Source organism: Mycobacterium neglectum, from assembly GCF_002591975.1.
Classification (GTDB): Bacteria; Actinomycetota; Actinomycetes; order Mycobacteriales; family Mycobacteriaceae; genus Mycobacterium; species Mycobacterium neglectum.
In genome coordinates, this window is sequence record NZ_NVQE01000014.1 from 98,593 (window position 1) to 119,107 (window position 20,515).

A 20,515-nucleotide genomic window follows, 5' to 3' on the forward strand; every position below is an offset into this window, starting at 1 on the left:
AGTCCGCGTCAGCTAAGAGATTGTCGGCGACGCTCAATCGCCCGGTCGTCGAGCGTGAACCTTAGGGTGAGTCTTGGAGAAGGTCGTCGTCAACCTCGGGCTTGACGACTCGGTACAGCCGCCATTGCTCCTGCCCGAACGCGCCCTGAGCTGAGTGCACTAATACACCGATTCCCGCCCCGTCCGCCCACATCGTCGGATAGCGGGTCAGAACGGTATCCGGCGCGGCGTTGTACTTGGGGTTGGTGACGAGCAAGTACTGCACGCCAAAGTCCCACGGACGATTCAGGGCTGCGGTGTAGTCGAAGTCGGTGTCGATGATGAACTGTTTGGGATCGTAGGACGCCAACCAAACTCCCCAGTTCATGAACGTGTCCATCAGTACCGATCCGTCGGGCAAATTCTGCCGGTCGAGATGGGCCGCGAGAATTCGGTCGTCCATGCCAACTCGACGATACCACTGTTCGTCGGGCGGAAAACGATCCGGATCGATGAGCGAATTGAGCCCGAACTGCAACTGATGGTTGCCGATGTCCTTGTTAAGCATCGAAACAGATGACAAGGGAACACCAACGAGAAGTGAGACGCTCAGGACCGCCGTACCAATTCGGCTCGGGGCGGTGTTCACTCGCCAACGGCCCACCGGTTCGTCAGTGGGAGTCCACCAAATCAACGCGATGACAATCACCATCGGAACCGCCGGTAGGTAATAACGGAACCACCCGAACGTCGTGTCCGTGTAGGCGCCCCACAGGGAGAACGCCAAGATTGATCCGAATGTCACAATGGGTAGCAGTCCGTCGATCCGCCTGGTCGATACGACAATCACCACCGCTATGGCAACAGCGAACCCCGTTAAAGGTTGCATGGCCAACGTTCTGATCGCTAGCACCATCCATTCCTGCGGCACGTCGGCGACGCCGGCGCCGCGGGACAGCGATGTCGCGACCTGGCTGGTATTGCCGTACTGGGAGGACAGGGTCGCGAATAGCTGGCCTGTCAGGATCCATCCGGTGACGGCCCATGCTACGAACGCCACGCCCAGAGGGAACAGCACGATCAGCATGTTGAGAATCGCCGACGATATGGGTGTCCGCGACCGGTAGCGGGTCAGCGTTATGGCCGCAACTAACACGGCTGCACCGGCGGCAGCGACTATGACTTCGTAGCGTGCGAGATATCCTAAGCCCAAGGCGATTCCGGCCCAGGCAAGATCTCCCACGGCCTGGGAGTTGACCCATCTGAGCAAGTGGCGAATACACCAAAGGATGAAAAATATCTCGGCGGCTTCACTCAACCCTGACCCGCCGTACGTGACGACCATCGGGTGGAGCGCAAAGGCGGTTACCGCGATGTACCGCCAGACCCGACCGACGCCTCGATCCATCGCGATCCGTCGGATCATTAGCGCCGCGCCGGCCATAAAGGCTGCGCTCTGTATCGCGCCGGCCAGCCCGTATGTCTTTAGCTCCGGCCACCATTGGTGCAACGGCAGTAGCGGGATCTCAATGATGCTGGGCAACGGGTTCCACACAAAGCCAATTGCGGATAGGTGGGGATCCCTGCTCATCAGTGCAAAGCCTGCGTGGGCAACCCGACTAGGTCCGTCGCCGTCGAAGAGGTTGTAACGCATGATCAGAACGGCGTTGACCACGACGTACCCCGCCGTGAGAACCAAAAACAGTACGACCGCGGGCCACGATACGCGTCGCCTCGGTGACGACGACTTCTCCTCTGTGGACGCCGGGACGGTCTCAGCAACAACGACACTCATCGAGGACTCATGCCTTCGCGCGTCGCCTTCGTAGGACCACAATCAAAAGTGCGGCCACAACAGCGACGGCCCCTGCTGCGATGGAGGCCCAGACCCACCATCGCCAGCCGTTGCCAAGGTCTGGTTGCGGCGCCATAGCATCACCAGCGCGCACGGCCAGGCTGGCGGTGGCCCCTGCAGGGCCGGTGGCAACGGTGTCGCCGACCAGAGATGCCCACCGGTTCTCAAGTCCCCTGATGTAGTCGAAACTTCGGTCCACCAGGCCCCACTCACCGGTGCTGTTCAGCGCGAGCACCATCCGTTCGTTCTGTGAGAAGGCCTGCACCACACCAAGGGGACCATGGACATCAACGTCTGTGATCGGGGCACCGTTGACGTCGACGACGCTGGCGCCGGTAGTAAGCATCGGGGGCTGCATGCCCGCTTTCGCGAGCTCCTCGCCACTGGCGACGACCAGTAACCCCGAGCCGCGTCCTGAGGCTTCATCGAGAGTCGTTAGCCGTGGCCGCAGCGGTCCCGCCGAGTGTTGTCCCATCAGATTGATTGCCTGCGCGGCATAGCTGATGTGCTCCGGCTGATCAATCGACACATCGAACTCAGGTGCAAATGCCATTGGTAGAACCGGGAATCCGCCGCGATTGCGACTTCCAGGCCTCACGGCGACTGTTGACTTGGGATCTACCGTGAAGGTGATTCTGTCTGTAAGTGGAGCGCAGTCCCTTTCGGGGTTGTAGCGAATCTCCAGTGAGAGTCCAATATTCGAGGAGATGGTTTCCGGTGGCAGGTCAAAGTTGAGGTCGAGTACGCCGGACTCGTCAAGTTTGCGCGATGCGAGCACGGTACTTCCGGAGCGAATCAAAATGGAAGCGTTCGCCGATGTCACGGGAGTGTAGTTGGCGATGAAGTGCACCCGTGCGTGGTCGATTGAGCCAACGGCAAAGGCTGATGCGTCGAATCCGACGTAGAGTGTGTCCACGCCCAAGATCTCCGCCTCGGCCGCCATGTCGAGTTCGCCGAAACTGCGTGTGTATGCCGCAGTAGGAACATCGGTCTCCGCTGAAGTAACGGACGCAGTGGGTGTTTGGGCGAGCTCGAACCGGCGGTCAGTGAATAGATCCACCTGTCGTAGCAGTTCCTCTCCTTTCCCGGTGATTGCCAGAACCGCCGCCTGAGTTCCAGGGTTCTCGACGGCGATCCCGGGCTTGTCGCCCTCGCGTATCGCTATCGTTCGCCGCGTTGGTCCGCCGCCCTCAACCGGCGACGACGAAGTGTTGACATCGATCCTGATCGGGATTGGCCGACTCAAGTGGGTGAGGTTGGCAACTAGTGCGAGCGCTGCCTGTTGCTGATCGCGGCTTGGTTTGGGACCTACTCCGATGGTGATCTGGTCGAGATAGCGCGGCAGGAATCCTGCGACCGTTGTGGGGTCCGGGGGCGGACCGGAGAATGTGGTCATCAGCTGACTCAAGGTGAGTGAAGGAAGTTGAGAGCAGCTATTCGAAGTCGGGTTGTTGTCCCGCAGAATGAAACTCAGCGGTGCTCTTCCTTTGGTTATCAGTGCGCCGCTGATGTCCACGTTGAACGGCACTGTTGGCACCCCCACGGGCACGACGATGCTACCGAGCACAATGCCGCGTGCATCCAGGACGTCGACACGGCCATTGATCACATTGACGACCGATCCGATCTGGCCGGTAAGCATTGAAGGTCCGATGCCCTCCGGTACCGGGATCGATGTGTCGAAGGTCTGGTTGGAGCCGATCAGGTCCAGTCTGTCTGGCAGCCCCAATTGCCTCCAGCCAATCGCCGGTGTCACGTTCGGTTCGACGGCAACGCTTTCATATGGCTGGGCAGATGCGACAGACCCTGCGGGCAGCACGGTTTGCACGCCTACGGTTCCGACGACGGCGAGTGGCACGATGAGCGCCCGCGCGATGGCGCGCATTAATTACCTCCAGTAATAGTTGTGCTCGAGGCTGTGGAATGGGTGAGACCGTGCACCGTCTTCTCCCAGAAGAATGGGCGGAATACCAATTGGTACAGCGCTTTAAGCGCGGCAATCGACTGGAGCAACCAGTACAGCGGCGCCAGCAATGCCGCCCACCACAGATAGGGCTTACCCAGGGCTTGCGTGGCGACCAAGCCAACGAAGATTGACAACGGGGCGCCGACAATGAACAGCACCAAGCAGATGTAGTAGGTCAACGGCGGAAAGACTTCCGCCACGAATGCGGGCCTGCCGAGTACCCACACCAACATCGCGAACCAGAAGATCAAGTTGATAGCGGCTGTCAGCGGCACTCCGCCGGTCATGTTGATAAGACGCAGAGTGGCCTTGATGCCGATCGTATCGCGCAGCTGGGCTGGGCTGCGCAGGTGGACCAGCATCGTCTGCAGATAACCCTTGTACCAACGGGACCGTTGCCGGATCCAGTTGACCACATCAGCGTTGGCTTCCTCCAACGTGATCGAATCGAGGATCAGTGTTCGGTAGCCATGCCGAGCCAACCGAACCCCTAGATCGGCATCCTCGGTGACGTTGAACTCGTCCCAGCCGCCAATCTCGCGCCAAACCTTGGTGGTCATGTGGTTGGACGTGCCACCGAGCGGCACGACACATCTCAACTCGTCGACTGCGGGCAACACGACGCCGAACCACTGGTCGTACTCGAGCGAGAACCATCGGGTGAGCAGGTTCTGCCGCTCGTTGAAGTACGCGAGCCGCGCTTGTAGACAACCGATTTCAGGCGGCACCCGTCGAAAGGCTGCAACAGCGCGCCGAAGCTGCAACGGGTCTGGAATGTCCTCGGCATCGTAGATCGTCACCATCTCGCCCTTGAGATCGGGCAGCGACATACCGTAGTTGCACGCCTTGGGCTTCGTACGGGGCAAGCTGTATGGCACCAGGACGACCCGCACAGACTGCAAGTCTGCATCGAAGAGCGCCGTCTGCGTGGCGAGGTCGTCCTCTTCCACCAGCAGCAGGATCTCGAGCTTGTCGGTGGGGTAGTTGAGCCTGCCCACGCCGTTGATGAGGTTGGACACGATGGCGGGCTCGTCATAGACAGGCAGCAGCACGGTGTAGACCGGAAGTTCGTCGTCGGTCAACGCTAGGGCTTCTTCGTCGCTGATGTGGACCAGCGCAGACGTGTTCAAACCCCTGAGCACCAGATAGTTTCGATCGATCGTCGAAACCAGGTACAGCATCGCGATCAGTAGCGTAAGCAAGGGCGGAATGTGGTGTGGCAGCGCGAACGCGGAACCCACGAAAAGCAAGGTTGCACAACCAAAGCCGAACAACACTCTGCGGCCGAGAATCGTGCGTGCGGATAAGTTCGCCGGCAGTACAACTGGTTGGCTGGTTTCAGTCACCGGCCGTTGCTCCAGGCGCCGTGTCGGAGGATTCCATCAACAGCTTGATTACACGGTCCGCACGCGCCACGACCAACGGGTCGACCTGTCCGACACCATCTGGCTGCTGGCGGGCCAACCACAGCGCGGGCTTGATCGATGTATCGAGAAGCGAAAGCGCCTCGGGGGCTGGTGGTGGCGCGTCGCGCTTGGCCGTCTGGTTGACGATCACGGTGACCCGTTGGTATTCGTCGCCGGTCTTCCACATCCAGGTCACGGCGTACCAGTCCACAGCGGCGGCGTCGGTTGTGGCGTCGGCGTTACTGTGGATCACTCTGGCACCAGAGGGCATCGATTCGCTTGCGACTGACTGGTATTCGATCGGCCTGCTGCTCGGGTACCAGATGGCGTTGTCGAAGTCGGTGAGAGTCGCGAGACGCCCGGTGGTGATGACATCGACGGCCGCAGTTGGCATTCCGTCGACGGGAGGTACGACATAGCGGACGAAGGTGGCGTCCGCACCGACGTACCTCGTGATGAACGGGAATTCTTCCTGCGACGTCAGTCCGGCACGCTGCTCCCAGTCAGCAGAAACCGTTGATGCATACTGGCTCTTCGCGTGCGGCGGGTTGATCAGCAGCAGCATCACCGCTACCAGCACCAGCATCAGCAGGGACAGTGGTGAACGGTGCGGCATGTCCGTCCAGGCGCTGGTCGCGGTGCTCACCAGGTGCGCATCACGCAGAAGCATGACCACGGTGACGACGACGGGCACGACGCCCGCGACCAGCAAGACTGTGGCGGCGAGACTCAGGTGATCGCCTACGCTCGCTGTCAGCGCGCTCGAGCTCGCCAGGCACACCAGGGTCGCTGATACTCGCCGCCCCCGTGATGCAGAGCGGCCGGCTAGAAAAACCGCCGTCGCGCCGAGAGCAGCTGTCAGGAGTGCGACCACCGTGTCCGACCCGCCAAACGCCGCTGCAGTCAACAGGAAGGGCAGCGGGCTGATGCAACACACCGCAAAAAGCCATAATTGCCACATCCGCACCACGTGTCTGACGCCGAACATCAACGCCACCAGGCACGCGATCCAGAGCAGAACGCCCAGCAGGTCCAACTGCCATTGGACGGCCAGAGTGGGCATGCGATTCCGGAGCAGATAGATGCCGGTGAAGCCGACAATGCCTGCAATGAGTGCGACGATCCAGTCCGATTCGGTATCGCTGACGCCCCTGGGCGCCTGGCGGTAACCCGAGGCGATGACCCCGATCAGGATCGGCAGGACGAGCAGGACCACTGCCCGCGACCCGGCGAGGGCGTCGCCGAGGATGTCGGCGATCGCAAAGGCGTAGGCGGCAAAAGACAGAATCGCAAACACCGCGAGGCGGGGCCAGTATCGCTGCGTTACCGCTATCGAACTGGCTGGCGGCGCCTCCACCAAGGCAAGTGGGCGCACGAGAGTGACGTTCGACGTTTCCAAGATTTCACCTCTAGGACGGTCCCCCGCGGACAGTCAGTTATGAAGTTTGCTAGGCAACCACGGTACTGATGACGTGTTTATGCCGTAATGCAAACTACCAGCAAAATACGTAACTCGCTGTGACATATGAGTCAAATCACACGACCGACAATTTTTGGCAAACACTCGCAGCGGGTACTCCACGCAGTGCGAGCTATCTCGCCGGCCCCCCGAGGCCGTCCCCGCGATGGTACGCGATCTTGATGACGTCCACGTCAAAGGCGAGCCCGGCCCCGCAGGCCTCGCGCTCCGAGCGAACGGTTTGAGCCGTGCCCTAGGCTGGTCCCGTGCCCGCTGAGCCAACTTCGGGGATCTACATCGCGTCACCAGAGGGCGACACGGGCAAGTCGACAATCGCCCTCGGCATCCTTCACCGGCTGGCCGCGAACGTGGCGAAGGTCGGCGTGTTCCGTCCCATCACCCGCCTCGGCGAGGACCGCGACTACATTCTGGAACTTTTGCTGCCGCAGGCCACCGCGGGCCTGCCCTACGAGGATTGCGTGGGGGTCAGCTACCAGCAACTGCACGAGGGCCCCGACGCCGCCATCGGCGAAATCGTCGACCGGTATCACCGGGTCGCCGACCAGTGTGACGCGGTGCTGATCGTCGGCAGTGATTACACCGACGTCGCCGCGCCCAGCGAGTTGTCGACCAACGCGCGCATCGCGGCCAACCTCGGTGCGCCCATCGTGCTCGCGGTGAAGGCCAAGGACCGCGGCCCCGAGCAGGTCGCCCAGATTGTCGACGTCTGTCTGACTGAGATACGCACCCAGCACGCACACGCCGCGGCGGTGGTGGCCAACCGCTGCGACCCCGGCGGTATGGAGGCCATGGCGGCGGCACTCGAGCCCTTCACCCCGAAGTGCTACGTCCTGCCCGAGGAGCCGCTGCTGGTCGCACCCTCGGTCGAAGAATTGCAGACGGCCGTCGAGGGTACCGTGATCGCGGGCGATCCCGCGCTGCTGTCACGCGAGGCGATGCATGTGCTGGTGGCGGGCATGACCGCCGAGCACGTGCTGGAGCGGCTGCACGAAAGCGTTGCCGTCATCACGGCGGGCGACCGCTCCGATGTCGTCCTGGCGGTTGTGAGCGCCCATGCCGCGGAAAACTTTCCATCGCTGTCATGCCTCATCCTCAACGGCGGTCACGAGTTGCATCCGTCCATTGCATCGCTGGTGTCCGGCTTGCGCCTGCGGTTGCCGATCATCACCACGAGATTCGGTACATTCGAGACCGCCAGCCGGGTGGCCTCTGCGCGGGGCCGGGTCACCGCAACCTCGCTGCGCAAGATCGACACCGCACTTGCTCTGATGGACAAGCACGTCGATATCGCGGATTTATTGGCGCAGTTGACGATCGCGATCCCATCGGTCGTCACTCCGCAGATGTTCACCTACCAGCTGCTGGATTGGGCGCGTTCGGACCGTAAGCACATCGTGTTGCCCGAGGGCGAAGACGATCGCATCCTCACCGCAGCGGGACGCCTGCTACGGCGCGGCGTCGCCGACCTTACGATCCTCGGCGAGGAAGCTCAGATCCGGGCGCGCGCAGCCGAACTCGGCCTCGATCTGTCGGCGGCGGCGGTAATCAACCCGAAGACCAGCGAGCTGAGTGACAGGTTCGCCCAACAGTACGCCGAGTTGCGCAAACACAAGGGCGTCACCGTGGAGCAGGCCCGCGAGATCATCCACGACGTGTCGTACTTCGGCACCATGCTGGTGCACAACGACATGGTCGACGGCATGGTGTCGGGCGCCCGCCACACCACCGCCCACACCGTGCGACCCTCGTTCGAGATCATCAAGACGCTGCCCGACGTGTCGACGGTGTCGAGCATCTTCCTGATGTGTCTCGCGGATCGGGTGCTCGCCTACGGTGACTGTGCGATCGTGCCGGATCCGACATCGGAACAACTCGCCGACATCGCCGTCTCGTCGGCGCGCACCGCCGCCAGGTTCGGCATCGATCCGCGGGTGGCCATGCTGTCGTATTCGACGGGAACCAGCGGAACGGGCGCTGATGTCGACAAGGTCAGGGTCGCAACAGAACTCGTCCGTGAGCGGGAGCCGGGCCTGCTGGTCGACGGGCCGATCCAGTACGACGCGGCGGTCGAGCCGTCAGTGGCCAAGACGAAGATGCCCGACTCGAGAGTCGCCGGACGCGCCACCGTGCTGATCTTCCCCGACCTCAACACCGGCAACAACACCTATAAGGCCGTCCAGCGAAGCGCCGGCGCGATCGCGATCGGCCCTGTGCTGCAGGGCCTGAAGAAACCGGTCAACGACCTGTCGAGGGGCGCTCTGGTCGAGGACATCGTGAACACCGTCGCGATCACCGCGATCCAGGCGCAGTCGCTGTGAGTCGCGTTCTGGTGGTGAACTCGGGTTCGTCGTCGCTGAAATACGCGGTGGTGGATGCGGATTCGGGTGACACGATGGCTGATGGCATCGTCGAGCGGATCGGGGAAGGCGAGATCCCCGACCACGCCGCGGCATTGCAGGTCGTGTTCGACGAGTTGGCGGACGACATGGCCGGACTGGTGGCCGTGGGGCACCGAGTGGTGCACGGCGGGCCCGACCTCTATGAACCCACGCTCGTCGACGACGCGCTCGTTGCCAAGCTCGTTGAGCTTTCTTCCCTTGCGCCGCTGCACAATCCGCCTGCACTGCTGGGTATCGAGGTGGCCCGTAGGGCGCTTCCGGGTCTTCCGCACATCGCGGTGTTCGACACGGCGTACTTTCACGACCTGCCGCCCGCTGCTGCGACATACGCCATCGATCGCGACATCGCCACGCGATGGAATATCCGGCGGTACGGATTTCACGGCACGTCGCATCGGTACGTCAGCGAGCGGGCCGCCGTATTCCTCGGTGCACCTTTGGATTCGGTGCGTCAGATCGTGCTGCATCTCGGCAACGGGGCATCGGCCTCGGCGATCGACGGCGGGCGCCCGGTGGACACCTCGATGGGTCTGACCCCGATGGAGGGTCTGGTGATGGGCACCCGTTCCGGCGACATCGACCCGGGCGTCATCACCTATCTGTGGCGTACCGCCAAGATGAGCGTCGAGGACATCGAGTCGATGCTCAACCGTCGCGCCGGAATGCTCGGCCTCGGCGGTGAGATCGACTTCCGGGTGGTCCGCGAACGCATCGAATCCGGCGACGCCTCAGCTCAATTGGCCTACGACGTGTACATCCACCGGCTACGCAAGTACATCGGCGCCTACCTCGCCGTGCTCGGGTCCGTCGATGTCATCACGTTCACCGCGGGCGTCGGTGAGAACGACACAGTTGTCCGCCGCGACGCGCTGAGCGGGATGTCCGCGTTGGGCATCGAGCTCGACGAGCAGCTCAACGTCGAGCCCAGCAAGGCGGCGCGACGAATCTCGGCGGTCAGCTCGCGAACGACCGTCTTGGTGATACCCACCGACGAGGAGCTGGCGATCGCAAGGGCTTGCGCCCGGCTGGTCAGTGAGCTGCGGTGAGCTGCTGCGGTGCCTTCTCGAGAGGTAGGGCACCGTCCGGATCGCAGATCGCCAGGACGCGACGCACCTGACGGCCCGCCTGCAGCTCCCACGTGGCATCGCTACCGCAACAGATCACGTTGATGTTGTGCAGCGCCGCGAAACCGGCGGTGGCCAGAAAATCCACCAGCCGCAGGTCGAGCACGACGTGCTCCGCGCCCGTGATGTGGCGTTGGACATAGCCGGCGAGTTCACGACTGTTGGACGCGTCGATCTCGCCCTCGACCACGACGGTGACTGTCGAAGGAGCGTCACGGTGCGCCTCGAAGGCCGCGCGGTGGTGCTCCTCGCGCTTGCCGACGGATTCGGGGTCGGGTCTGAATATTCGGGAGGTACTTATCGTCACGATGGGCTCCTGAGGTGGAATGGGGCCCTTTGTCTTAAAGCCGCCGAACTGGTTGGAAAATTCAACCTGAGGTAGACGCTACTACGGATTTCGTGCAATGACTATGGCAGCTTGATGAGGGAATTCCCGCTGAACAGGCATTTTCTCCACGCGTTGTACTACGGATTTCGTTGTGTGGATAGCTTAGAAGGTCGAGGTGGGGCGCACGCTGTTGGCGAGATCCACCAGCGCATAGCGATGTCCCTGGGTGGGCGCGGCGCGCGCGAGGCTGCGCAGCGACGATTCGACGCCGAGCTGAAGTCCGTGTTCGGTGAACGGGAAGCCGAGGATGTGGTTGGTGCTCGCGGTGTTGTCGGCCAGCCAGTCCATCGCGGTCCCGAGGACCAGCGCCCGGATCTGCAGCACCCGCGGTTCGGTGTCCGGTAACGCCTCAACGCGTCGTGCCGCGTCGCGGATGTGTTGTTCGGTGATCTCGTTGATTGACCGTCCGGACAGCAATGTCACGGCGCTCGTCAGCCTCGCGGTGGTGAAGTGCCTCGACATGACGGGTACCTGATCCAGCGTCCGCACCGCAGCGTCCCGGTTCCCCGCCGCCGACTCCGAACGTGCCAATCCGAAGCCCGCCGAGATGACGCCGTTGTCGGTGGACCACACCGTGTCGTAGAACTTGCGCTGTGGGGCTTCATCGATCTGGGCGCCGGCCAGCTCAGCGGTGGCGGCCAGGGCAAGCTTGGGTGCCAACTCGCCGGGCAGGGTGTCGAGCACCTCCGTGAAATACTTTGTGGCGGAGTCGTAGTCGGACGTCAGCATCGCCGACACGGCGCGGAACCACACCAACCGCCACCGCCAGCCGACCCGTTCGGCGAGATCGTCGAGCTTGCGGGTGGCCTTGGCGACATCGCCCAGGTCGAGCAGGGCGCGCACCTCCATCAGCGGCAGTTCGACGGACTCCGACAGGTCGATGCCCTCAGAATCGAGCGCTCCGTGGCGGGCGGCGCGCAACGAGTCCAATGTCTGCACGGGTTGTGTCAGCACGCTCGCCGACAACACGGTCGCGCCGACGTCGGTCGGATCGACCAGTGGTACCTGCAGCGCCTTGACGATGTCCTGTGCGGTCAGCCGTTCGGAATGCACCTGCCCATCGAGGTAGACGTCGGTGTGGGCCACCAGCAGGTCGACCCCGAACGTGGATCGCGAGGCGGAGAACACCGTCGACAGGCCGGGGCGCGGCACGCCGGTATCGCGGGCCACGACTTCGCGCAGGACGCCGAGCAGTTGACTCGTCATCTCCTCTGAGCTGGCGAACCGCCGCCGCGGATCCGGATCGATGGCGCGGCGCAACAGCCGGGCGAACGAGTCGTATTCAGTGAGCACCGGATCGTCCTCGGGCAGACCGTCGACGTATCGGCCTTTGCGGGTGCGCATGTTCAGGGTCAGTGCCGCCAGGGTGCGGCCGACGGTGTAGATGTCGGTGGCGACCGTCGGCCCGGTGCGCACGATCTCCGGTGCCTGGTAACCCGGTGTGCCGTAAAGGTATCCGTACGAGTTGAGGGTCGACACCGCCCCGAGGTCGATCAACTTGAGCTGTTCCTCGGTGATCATGATGTTCTCGGGCTTGAGGTCGTTGTAGGCCAGGCCGATCGAGTGCAGATAGCCCAGCGCGGGCAGGATCTCCAGCATGTAGCCGATGGCCTGGGCGACCGGCACCTTCTCGCCCTTGGCCTGCTTGAGTGAGGTACCGCCCACGTACTCCATCACGATGTAGCCGACGGGGTTGCCGTGCTTGTCGTCGTGCTCGACGAAGTTGTAGATCTTCACGATGCCCGGATGGGTGACCTCGGCGAGGAACTGGCGCTCGAGCATCGCGATCTTCTGTGCTTCGGCGTCACCCGAATGCACCAAACCCTTGAGGACGACCGGGCGCTCGTTGACGTTGTGATCGAAGGCCAGGTACACCCAGCCGAGACCGCCGTGGGCGATGCAGCCCTTGATCTCGTATTGGTCGTTGATCATGTCACCCGGGCTCAGCTGTGGCAGAAAGGAATACGCGCTTCCGCAGTGGGGGCACCAGCCCTCGGAGAGCGCGTCGCCGTCCCCCGAAGATCGGCCGACCGGGCGGCCGCAGTTCCAGCAGAACCGCTTGGACTCAGCGACCACCGGGTTGGTCATCAACGCTTCAAGCGGATCCTTGGCACGCACACGGGGGATCTCGACGAGGCCGCCGCCGAGGCGGCGCATCGGCGACAACGCCCGCGTGGCCGTCGTGTGATCCTGTGGTTCGGTCTCGCCGGTGCCGACGGACGTTCCCTCTGAGTCGTCATCGAAGTGCGGGCGGTAGACCGCCTGGGTGGCCATCGGCCGCATCGTGGCGGCGCTGTCGAAATCGAGGTCGTCGAGGCTGGCCGGTTGGGTTCCCGGTCCGGCTTCGTCGATTTCTTCTGAATGCTGCTCGGCCATCAGCCCGAATACCTTGCCACTGGTGGCGCGGGGGCGGGGCCGAGCACCGTCAACCACTTGCGGTACAACGTGTTCCACGTGCCGTCGCGGCGGATGCGTTCCAGCGTGCCGTTCACGAAGCGCACCAGCCCGGTGTTCTGCAGGTTGATCCCGATTCCGTAGGGCTCTTCGTTGAGGCTGGGCCCGACGATGTGGAGATAGGGGTCTTGGGCCACGAGCCCGGCCAGGATGGAGTCGTCGGTGCTCACCGCGTCGGCCTGCCTCTGCTGCAACGCCACCAGGCAGTCTGCCCACGCGACGACGCCGACGATGATCGGCGGCGGCGTGATCTCCTGGATCCGCTGCAGTGACGTCGTGCCCTTCGCGACGCACACCCGCCTGCCGGACAGGTCCGACGGTTCTGAGATCGTCGAATCGCGCGGCGCCAGGATCCGCTGGTTGGCATTGAAGTACACCGTGGAGAAGTTGACCAGCTTCTTGCGCTCGCACGTGATCGTCATCGTCTTGACGACGACGTCCACCTGGTTGTTCTGCAGCCCGGCGATCCGGTCGGCCGAGGACAGGATGCGGTACTCGACCTGCGACGGGGTGCCGAAGATATCGCGAGCGATCTCGCCTGCGATGTCGACGTCGAATCCCGTGATCTCACCGGTGATCGGATCGCGAAAGGAGAACAGGTTGCTACCGATGTCGAGGCCGACGATCAACCGTCCGCGGTTCCGGATGTTGTCGACCGCGGCTTCGGCGTCGGCCCGATTGTTGAACGGCCGCAGGCTCGCGGTGCGGTCACACTCGTCTTCGGGCTCAGCTGGTACGCGCACTATTTCGGGAGGTACTTCCTGCATACCCGCCGGCGTCGGTGGAGGAAGCGTGAGACCGGGAGTCTGAATCACCGACGACGCCTGTGCGCAGCCTGCCAGCACCACCGTCGTGGCGAGGACGGCGGTCAGCTTCCCTAGCTTTCCGGTCACCGGTACTCACTCAACCTTGGCCACAACCCCAGTGCCACCGCCAGCGCCGCCACGACCGAAAGCGCCGCGGCGCCGACGGTAGCGCCGGACAGCACGCGGTGGGCGTTGACGATGTCGTTGCGGAGCTGACTTCGGCTTTCCTCGATGCCCTTGCTGAGCGCGTCGTCGAGCTTGTTGAAGGCGGGGGTGGAATCGTCTTCACCCGTGCCAAGCGCTACCTGCGTAGCGGCCTGGTAGTTGCCGACCGCGATGTAGGCGTTGATCCGGTCATCGGCCGCACGCCACCGCTTGAGCAGCGCCTCGGCGTCGGCCAAATCGGCCTTGTCGATCACGTCGTCGCGCGCGAGATAGTCCGAGAGCTGCTGCTGCATGACATCGATGCGCTGATAGTAGGACTGCTTGCGCACGTCCTCGTCGCCGCGGCGAATCAGCGAAAGGGTCTCGTCGGCGCGGGCCTGTTGCGCGGTGATCGCGAGATTGGTGACGGTCTTGAGCGATTCGGCCGCAGTGTCTTTCGCGCTACGGCTGTCGGCGGTCGAGATGATCAGCGCTGTTCCCACCCACACCAGCATGATCAGCACCGCCATCCCTCCGGCGATGAAGCCGATGTTGATCCGCCGGCGGGTCCGGCGGGCCAGCCACCGGTTGGCGAACGCGCCGAACAACAGCGTCGCGAGGACGATGAGAATCACCGGACCGGGAATCCTCGTCGATGCTGTCGTCTCGGCGTCCACCCGCTTCGAGGTTTCCTCGTAGAGCCGCTGCGCGTCGGGCAGGATGCGGGTCTGCATCAACGCCGACGCCTCGGACAGGTACGAGGAACCGACGGGATTTCCGGCCCGGTTGTTGGTCCGCGCCGTCTCGACCAGCCCGGTGTACACGGCGAGTTCGGCGTTGACCCGGCCGAGCAGTTGCACCATCGGCTCGTCGGTGAGCCCACTCGACGCCCGGGTGACGGCCACCGAGGCATCGGTGATTGCCTGCTCGTAGCGCTGCCGGACGTCACGCGGTTCCGCGCCGGCGATGAACGCCGTCGCCGCCGCGGCGTCGGCAACCGACAGCGTCGTGTAGAGCCGTCCGGCGGCGAACGCCAGTGGTTCGGTGTGGTTGAGAACGGTCGTCAGTGCGGCTTGCCGGTCGTTGATCGTCGTCGAGGTGGCAAAGGCGCTGGCTATCACCAACGCGGACAACACGACACCGATGCTCAGAATCCGGCCCGGGGTGGTCCAGAGGAACCACCAGCGTGGGTGCGCTGGTGTTGCGGGCGACCGCGACGCGAGAGGCTCCGTCGACGGGTGCGCCAACTCCACAGTCACGTGTGCGCGGGCTCCATCATTTTTTTCGAATTGTGCTTTCCGGCTATCTTCCTGACCGCTTCCACTCTATAAAAAAATCCTAAGAGCTTCATCGAAGACGCGCGTCCGTATTCTGAACGCGTGCGCGGCGATGGTGACGGCTGGGTGGTATCCGACTCCGGCTCGTGGTTCTGGGGCAGGCACGGAGCGGCGGGTCTGATGCTGCGGGCGCCGCACCATGACGGTTCTGCCGCGGTGCTGCTGCAACACCGCGCGGCGTGGAGTCACCAGGGCGGAACGTGGGGTCTGCCGGGCGGTGCGCGCGACAGCCACGAAACCGTCGAGCAGGCCGCCATCAGGGAGGCACACGAGGAAGCCGGGCTGTCCGAAGACCAGCTCACCGTGCGGACGAAGGTCATCACCAAAGAGGTGTTCGGCGAGAACGACTCCTACTGGAGCTATACGACCGTCATCGCCGACGCGCCGCAGCAGCTGGCGACCACACCGAATCGGGAGAGTGCGGAGCTTCGCTGGGTCGCCGAGGACGATGTCGCCGACTTACCGTTGCACCCCGGCTTCGCCGCCAGCTGGGCCCTGTTGCGCACGGAGTCGGCATCGATCCCCCTGCTGGTCGACAAGCAGCCCTGAGCTCGTTTTTCACGGGCCTGCGAACGGCGGCAAATCGGGCTCGGCGCCTTGCTCCTCGGCCTGTTCGCGCCAGAACGCGGCTTCGTCGGCATCGCCCCGCCGCTGGTAGATCCGGGCCAGGCCGGCCTTCGCTTCGAATTGGTCGTCGTCCTGAACGAGATTGCCGTACACCTCCAACGCTTCGTCGTCGTCACCACGGCCTTCGAGCAGCCACGCCAGATGCAGATCGCCCGACATGTCCCGGCGTAGGAACGGCTCGGCCTCGTCGTGACGTCGCGACTCGAGCAGCATGCAGCCGAGGAGTCCGGCCGCCACATCTGCCAGCGGCCCTTCGCCGTCGGCGGCGATCCGATACCAGTGTTCGGCCTCTTCGAGTCGCTCCCGACGCTGGAGTAGCCGCGCGAGGTCGTAGGCGGCGTCGTCAGCGCCGGCCGCGTGCGCGCGTTCGAGAACCTCGACCGCTGCGTCGGGATCCTGGTCCGACAAGAACGCGGCCAGCGCGGAAACCGCCTCGACGTCACCGCCTTCGGCGTCGGCGCGCAGCAGCCCCTCGGTTCGGGCGATGGACGCGACGTCCTGGCCTGCGGTGTTCTCCGCCAACCACTTCAGCGACACTCGGTCGCCGGCCGATGCGGCGCGTTCGAACCATTCGCGGGCGGCGGGATCGCTTTCGACGAATCGCAACTGCCACGCGTACTTGCCCATCGCCGCGGGGTCACCGGTTTCGGCCGCCTGGCGCATGCCGTCGAGCTTGCGTTGCTTGTCCGCGATGCCGGATTCCTTCTCGTCGAGCGCGGCGAGGAACTTCCCGGCCAACTGGTGCCCCAGTTCGCGAGCCTGCTCGTAGCGGGTCCGCGCCGAAGCGAGGTCATGGTTCCTTTCGTAGATCACGCCGAGATCGAATGCAGCCACCTTGTGTCCTGCGTCAGCGGCCTCACCCATCAGTCGGATTTGCTCGGACAGCGTGTCGGGATCCGGTCGCGGGGGGTCGCTGGACTTTTTGTGTCGTCGGCCAAACACGTGGGATGGCTACCCGTTGAGCGCGGCCTTCAAATGTCGCGCCGAAGCTCGTGGATCGTCGGCAGCGGTGATCGCACGCACCACGACGACCCGACGTGCCCCGGCGGCGATGACCTCACCCAGCCGCGACGTATCGATCCCGCCGATGGCGAACCACGGTTTGGAAGTCCCCGACTGCGCCACGGCGCGCACCAGATCAAGGCCCGGTGCCGCGCGGCCCGGCTTGGTCGGCGTCGGCCAGCACGGCCCTACACAGAAGTAGTCGACATCCTCTGCGGCGGCCGCGCTCACCTGGGCGTCGTCATGAGTGGATCGGCCGATCAGCGGGCCGGGACCGATGATGCCGCGTGCGATGGCCAGCGGCAGGTCATCCTGGCCGAGGTGCAGTACATCCGCACCCGCGGCGACCGCGATGTCGGCCCGGTCGTTGACGGCCAGCAGCGCGTCGTGGCGGCGTGCGGCGTCGGCGAGGATGGCCAACGCATCGAGTTCTTCGCGCGCCTCCAACGGCCCGAATCGCTGCTCTCCCGGCGAGCCCTTATCCCGCAACTGAATGATGTCGACGCCGCCTGCCAGCGCCGCGTCGGCGAAATCGGCGAGGTCGCCGCGTTCCCGCCGGGCGTCGGTGCACAGGTACAGCTGCGCCTCGGCTAGACGGTCTGATCGTTTATGCACACCGCGAACGCTAGTGCCTCCCGTAGGCTTGAAGCTCATCACGGGAGTCCCAGGGACCGGGGACTGAGAGTGGGCACGTCTTGCCCTTACCGTCACACCTGATCCGGGTCATGCCGGCGAAGGGAGGGACAATGACGGGTTCAAAGGGATCAGTGGCCGTCATCGGTGGCGGCGTCATCGGGCTGTCGGTGGCGCGCCGGGCTGCCATCGACGGTTACGCAGTGCACGTGCACCGTCCCGGAGGGCAGGAGTACGGCGCGTCCTGGGTGGCGGGCGGCATGATCGCCCCCCACAGTGAGGGCTGGCCCGGTGAGGAACGGCTGCTGCGGCTGGGGCTCGCGTCGCTGGCCATGTGGAACACCGAGGGGCGCGACGGCTTCCTCGACGGTCTGCCCGCCGAGGTCGTCACTGCGCGGGAGTCGCTGGTGGTCGCCGTCGATCGGGCCGACGCCGCCGATGTGAAGATGGTCGCCGAGTGGTTGGCCGCACAGGGCTTTCCAGTCACGCCCACCGCGGCTTCCCGCGAGATCGAACCGCTGCTCGCGCAGGGTATTCGTCACGGCTTTCGCGTCGAAACCGAACTGGCCGTGGACAATAGAGCCGTCGTCGACGCCCTCGCCGCGCACTGCGAACGTCTCGGGGTGCGCTGGGCGTCGCCGGTCGGCGCGTTGACCGAGGCGCGGGCGGACACCGTGGTGATCGCGAACGGCATCGACGCGCCGTCGCTGTGGCCTGGATTGCCGATCCGCCCGGTGAAGGGCGAAGTACTTCGGCTGCGCTGGCGCCGGGGATGTATGCCCGTGCCGCAGCGCGTGATCCGTGCCCGCGTACACGGCCGCCAGGTCTACCTCGTGCCGCGCCACGATGGGCTGGTCGTCGGCGCCACCCAGTACGAACATGGTCGGGATACCGCGCCCGCCGTCACCGGTGTGCGTGAGCTGCTTGATGACGCATGCGCGGTGATGCCTGCGCTCGGTGAGTACGAACTCGCCGAATGCTCTGCGGGTCTGCGACCTATGACGCCTGACGGGCTGCCCGTCGTCGGCCGGCTCGACGAGCGCACGCTGATAGCGGGTGGGCACGGCCGCAATGGATTTCTGCTGGCACCCTGGACGGCTGAGGCGATACTGGGGGAGCTGAACGGGGTTCCGGTGGCCGAAGCTGACTTGGTGGGAAGCGCGATGAGGATTCAATGAAAATTACCGTGAACGACGAAGCCATTGAGGTCGACGATGAGACGACCGTCGCCGCGTTGTTGGAGCGGTTCGGATTCGGACCGAAGGGCATCGCGGTGGCCGTGGACCTCGCGGTGCTTCCCCGGTCGGAATGGCAGACGACGCTCGCCGACGGCGCGCGGGTTGAGGTGGTGACGGCGGTGCAAGGTGGTTGATACGAAGCTGACGATCGCGGGTCGCGAGTTCGGTTCTCGCCTCATTCTCGGCACTGGCGGCGCCGCGAACCTGACCGTTCTGGAAGAGGCGCTGGTGGCCTCCGGTACCGAACTGACGACGGTGGCGATGCGCCGCGTCGACAGCGAGGGCGGCACCGGTGTGCTGAATCTGTTGAGCCGTCTCGGTATCACGCCGTTGCCGAACACCGCCGGCTGCCGGGGTGCTGCCGAGGCGGTGCTGACCGCCCAGCTCGCCCGCGAAGCGCTGCAGACCGATTGGGTCAAGCTGGAAGTCATCGCCGACGAACGCACGCTGCTGCCGGACGCCCTGGAGTTGATCAGGGCCGCAGAGCAGTTGGTCGACGACGGGTTCGTCGTGCTGCCCTACACCAACGATGATCCGGTGCTCGCTCGTCGGCTGGAGGACACCGGCTGTGCGGCGGTCATGCCGCTGGGCTCGCCGATCGGAACCGGGCTGGGTATCGCCAACCCGCACAACATCGCGATGATCGTCGAGCACGCTTCGGTGCCGGTGGTGCTCGACGCGGGCATCGGCACCGCGAGCGACGCCGCGCTGGCGATGGAGCTGGGCTGCGACGCGGTGCTGCTCGCGACGGCGGTCACCCGCGCCGCCGATCCGCCCACCATGGCCGCGGCGATGGCCTCCGCCGTCACCGCCGGATACCTGGCGCGCCAGGCGGGCCGGATTCCGAAGCGGTTCTGGGCGCAGGCGTCCAGCCCTTCCCCATGAGTCGGTATGTGGCGCTGGGCAGTTCGATGGCTGCCGGGCCGGGAATTCGGCCACGTGCGGCGGGCGCCCCGTTCTTCGCCGGCCGTTCAGCACGTAACTATCCCCACCTCGTCGCCGACCGGCTCGGACTCGAACTCGTCGACGTGACCTACTCCGGCGCGACGACCGCCAATGTGCTGGCCGAGACACAGCCCGGCGCCCGACCGCAGATCGAGGCGCTCAATGGGACCGAGGACCTGATCACGGTCACCATCGGCGGCAACGACGTCGGCTATGTGCCGCTGCTGTTCGCGGCAGGCCTGCCACGGTTCGTCCGGTCCCTGCCGCTGCTGGGCGCACGGTTGACCGACCAGCTCGACGCCTCCGCTCGCGATCGCGCGCTGGTCGAGGTCGCAGAGTCACTGCGAGCCGTCGGCCGAACGCTGCGCCGGCGCTCACCCGCAGCGAGGGTGCTGTTCGTCGACTACCTGACTCTGCTGCCCCCGCCGGGCACCGCCGCTCCGCCGCTGTCGGACGCCGATGCCGTGACCGGACGTCACGTGGCGGCGGAATTGGCGCGGGCCACCGCCGAGGCCGCCGCCGACACCGGCTGCGAATTGGTACCGGTCGCCGAGCGCAGCATCGCCCACCATGCGTGGTCCGCTGATCCTTGGACAACGGGCTTCGGTCTGCCTGTGCCAGGTCGCCCCGCACCCCTGCACCCCAATGCAGAAGGTATGCGGGCGGTCGCCGATCTCGTTGTCGCGCAGGTGTCGGGCCGCGGTGCCGCCGAGTCGGGATAACGTGGTGGGC

Annotated in this window: 17 protein-coding genes and 1 riboswitch; of the genes, 7 read left to right on the forward strand and 10 right to left on the reverse strand. The window is 64.7% G+C overall.

Annotation, left to right across the window (positions count from 1 at the left end):
- Positions 1 to 61: 61 nt before the first annotated feature.
- From CSQ99_RS13555 to CSQ99_RS13570, 4 genes are all read right to left on the reverse strand, one after another.
- Positions 62 to 1,654 (reverse strand): hypothetical protein, encoded by a 1,593-nt coding sequence (locus CSQ99_RS13555; RefSeq protein WP_245908898.1) that lies wholly within the window; start codon positions 1,652 to 1,654, stop codon positions 62 to 64.
- Between the two features lie 127 nt (positions 1,655 to 1,781).
- Complete coding sequence (locus CSQ99_RS13560; protein ID WP_099039553.1) at positions 1,782 to 3,719, reverse strand: hypothetical protein; 1,938 nt, start codon at positions 3,717 to 3,719, stop codon at positions 1,782 to 1,784.
- Entirely contained in the window at positions 3,719 to 4,981 is a 1,263-nt protein-coding gene (locus CSQ99_RS13565; protein WP_425437821.1) for a glycosyltransferase family 2 protein, read from the reverse strand. Before CSQ99_RS13565 ends, CSQ99_RS13560 begins: the two co-directional genes overlap by 1 nt.
- A 157-nt stretch (positions 4,982 to 5,138) precedes the next feature.
- Positions 5,139 to 6,605 (reverse strand): DUF2339 domain-containing protein, encoded by a 1,467-nt coding sequence (locus CSQ99_RS13570; RefSeq protein WP_141562667.1) that lies wholly within the window; start codon positions 6,603 to 6,605, stop codon positions 5,139 to 5,141.
- 326 nt (positions 6,606 to 6,931) lie between these two features.
- Between CSQ99_RS13570 and pta the strand changes: the two genes are divergently transcribed.
- Positions 6,932 to 9,004 (forward strand): phosphate acetyltransferase, encoded by a 2,073-nt coding sequence (pta, locus tag CSQ99_RS13575; protein ID WP_099039555.1) that lies wholly within the window; start codon positions 6,932 to 6,934, stop codon positions 9,002 to 9,004.
- Positions 9,001 to 10,131 carry an acetate kinase gene (locus CSQ99_RS13580; RefSeq protein ID WP_099039556.1) on the forward strand — a complete coding sequence of 377 codons (1,131 nt, stop codon included), beginning with the start codon at positions 9,001 to 9,003 and terminating at the stop codon, positions 10,129 to 10,131. The genes pta and CSQ99_RS13580 overlap by 4 nt, the downstream gene beginning before the upstream one ends.
- On the opposite strand, the gene CSQ99_RS13585 is transcribed toward CSQ99_RS13580, so the two are convergent.
- The 4 genes from CSQ99_RS13585 to glnX all read right to left on the reverse strand — a co-directional run bounded on the left by CSQ99_RS13585 (position 10,115) and on the right by glnX (position 15,260).
- Positions 10,115 to 10,516: an STAS domain-containing protein gene (locus CSQ99_RS13585; protein WP_176561017.1), complete on the reverse strand. Its 402-nt coding sequence runs from the start codon at positions 10,514 to 10,516 to the stop codon at positions 10,115 to 10,117. The two genes, CSQ99_RS13580 and CSQ99_RS13585, sit on opposite strands and share 17 nt — an antisense overlap.
- A 183-nt stretch (positions 10,517 to 10,699) precedes the next feature.
- Positions 10,700 to 12,973 (reverse strand): serine/threonine-protein kinase PknG, encoded by a 2,274-nt coding sequence (locus tag CSQ99_RS13590; protein ID WP_099039558.1) that lies wholly within the window; start codon positions 12,971 to 12,973, stop codon positions 10,700 to 10,702.
- Positions 12,973 to 13,944, reverse strand: coding sequence for a glutamate ABC transporter substrate-binding protein (locus CSQ99_RS13595; protein ID WP_099039559.1), 972 nt, complete (start codon positions 13,942 to 13,944; stop codon positions 12,973 to 12,975). Before CSQ99_RS13595 ends, CSQ99_RS13590 begins: the two co-directional genes overlap by 1 nt.
- Positions 13,941 to 15,260: a protein kinase G-activating protein GlnX gene (gene glnX / locus CSQ99_RS13600; protein ID WP_099039560.1), complete on the reverse strand. Its 1,320-nt coding sequence runs from the start codon at positions 15,258 to 15,260 to the stop codon at positions 13,941 to 13,943. Before glnX ends, CSQ99_RS13595 begins: the two co-directional genes overlap by 4 nt.
- 120 nt (positions 15,261 to 15,380) lie before the next feature.
- Here glnX and CSQ99_RS13605 point away from each other — a divergent pair, with 120 nt between their 5' ends.
- A complete protein-coding gene (locus CSQ99_RS13605; RefSeq protein WP_099039561.1) occupies positions 15,381 to 15,887 on the forward strand; it encodes an NUDIX hydrolase in 507 nt (168 codons plus the stop codon).
- Between the two features lie 9 nt (positions 15,888 to 15,896).
- Here the strand turns inward: CSQ99_RS13605 and CSQ99_RS13610 are convergent, their stop codons facing one another.
- Together CSQ99_RS13610 and thiE are read right to left on the reverse strand one after the other, a co-directional pair.
- Entirely contained in the window at positions 15,897 to 16,799 is a 903-nt protein-coding gene (locus CSQ99_RS13610; protein ID WP_141562668.1) for a tetratricopeptide repeat protein, read from the reverse strand.
- Between the two features lie 117 nt (positions 16,800 to 16,916).
- Positions 16,917 to 17,582, reverse strand: a complete 666-nt coding sequence (gene thiE / locus CSQ99_RS13615; RefSeq protein WP_245908900.1) for a thiamine phosphate synthase — start codon at positions 17,580 to 17,582, stop codon at positions 16,917 to 16,919.
- A gap of 30 nt (positions 17,583 to 17,612) precedes the next feature.
- A riboswitch (TPP riboswitch) is annotated at positions 17,613 to 17,723 on the forward strand.
- On the opposite strand from thiE, the gene thiO reads away from it, so the two are divergent.
- The 4 genes from thiO to CSQ99_RS13635 all read left to right on the forward strand — a co-directional run bounded on the left by thiO (position 17,714) and on the right by CSQ99_RS13635 (position 20,505).
- Positions 17,714 to 18,778 carry a glycine oxidase ThiO gene (gene thiO / locus CSQ99_RS13620; RefSeq protein WP_099039563.1) on the forward strand — a complete coding sequence of 355 codons (1,065 nt, stop codon included), beginning with the start codon at positions 17,714 to 17,716 and terminating at the stop codon, positions 18,776 to 18,778. It overlaps the preceding riboswitch by 10 nt.
- On the forward strand, positions 18,775 to 18,972 hold the full coding sequence (gene thiS, locus CSQ99_RS13625; protein WP_099039564.1) for a sulfur carrier protein ThiS: 198 nt from the start codon (positions 18,775 to 18,777) through the stop codon (positions 18,970 to 18,972). Before thiO ends, thiS begins: the two co-directional genes overlap by 4 nt.
- Complete coding sequence (gene thiG / locus CSQ99_RS13630) at positions 18,965 to 19,723, forward strand: thiazole synthase (RefSeq protein ID WP_099039565.1); 759 nt, start codon at positions 18,965 to 18,967, stop codon at positions 19,721 to 19,723. The genes thiS and thiG overlap by 8 nt, the downstream gene beginning before the upstream one ends.
- The gene (locus CSQ99_RS13635) at positions 19,720 to 20,505 is read left to right on the forward strand and encodes an SGNH/GDSL hydrolase family protein (RefSeq protein ID WP_099039566.1); all 786 of its coding nucleotides are present in this window, start codon (positions 19,720 to 19,722) and stop codon (positions 20,503 to 20,505) included. Before thiG ends, CSQ99_RS13635 begins: the two co-directional genes overlap by 4 nt.
- Positions 20,506 to 20,515 lie beyond the last annotated feature (10 nt).

Bases quoted from the DNA above. Each gene is read 5' to 3' on its own strand.
- CSQ99_RS13560 (WP_099039553.1), bottom strand. From the start codon at position 3,719: ATGCGCGCCATCGCGCGGGCGCTCATCGTGCCACTCGCCGTCGTCGGA.
- CSQ99_RS13635 (WP_099039566.1), top strand. From the start codon at position 19,720: ATGAGTCGGTATGTGGCGCTGGGCAGTTCGATGGCTGCCGGGCCGGGA.
- thiO (WP_099039563.1), top strand. From the start codon at position 17,714: ATGACGGGTTCAAAGGGATCAGTGGCCGTCATCGGTGGCGGCGTCATC.
- thiS (WP_099039564.1), top strand. From the start codon at position 18,775: ATGAAAATTACCGTGAACGACGAAGCCATTGAGGTCGACGATGAGACG.
- CSQ99_RS13590 (WP_099039558.1), bottom strand. From the start codon at position 12,973: ATGGCCGAGCAGCATTCAGAAGAAATCGACGAAGCCGGACCGGGAACC.
- CSQ99_RS13565 (WP_425437821.1), bottom strand. From the start codon at position 4,981: ATGCTGTACCTGGTTTCGACGATCGATCGAAACTATCTGGTGCTCAGG.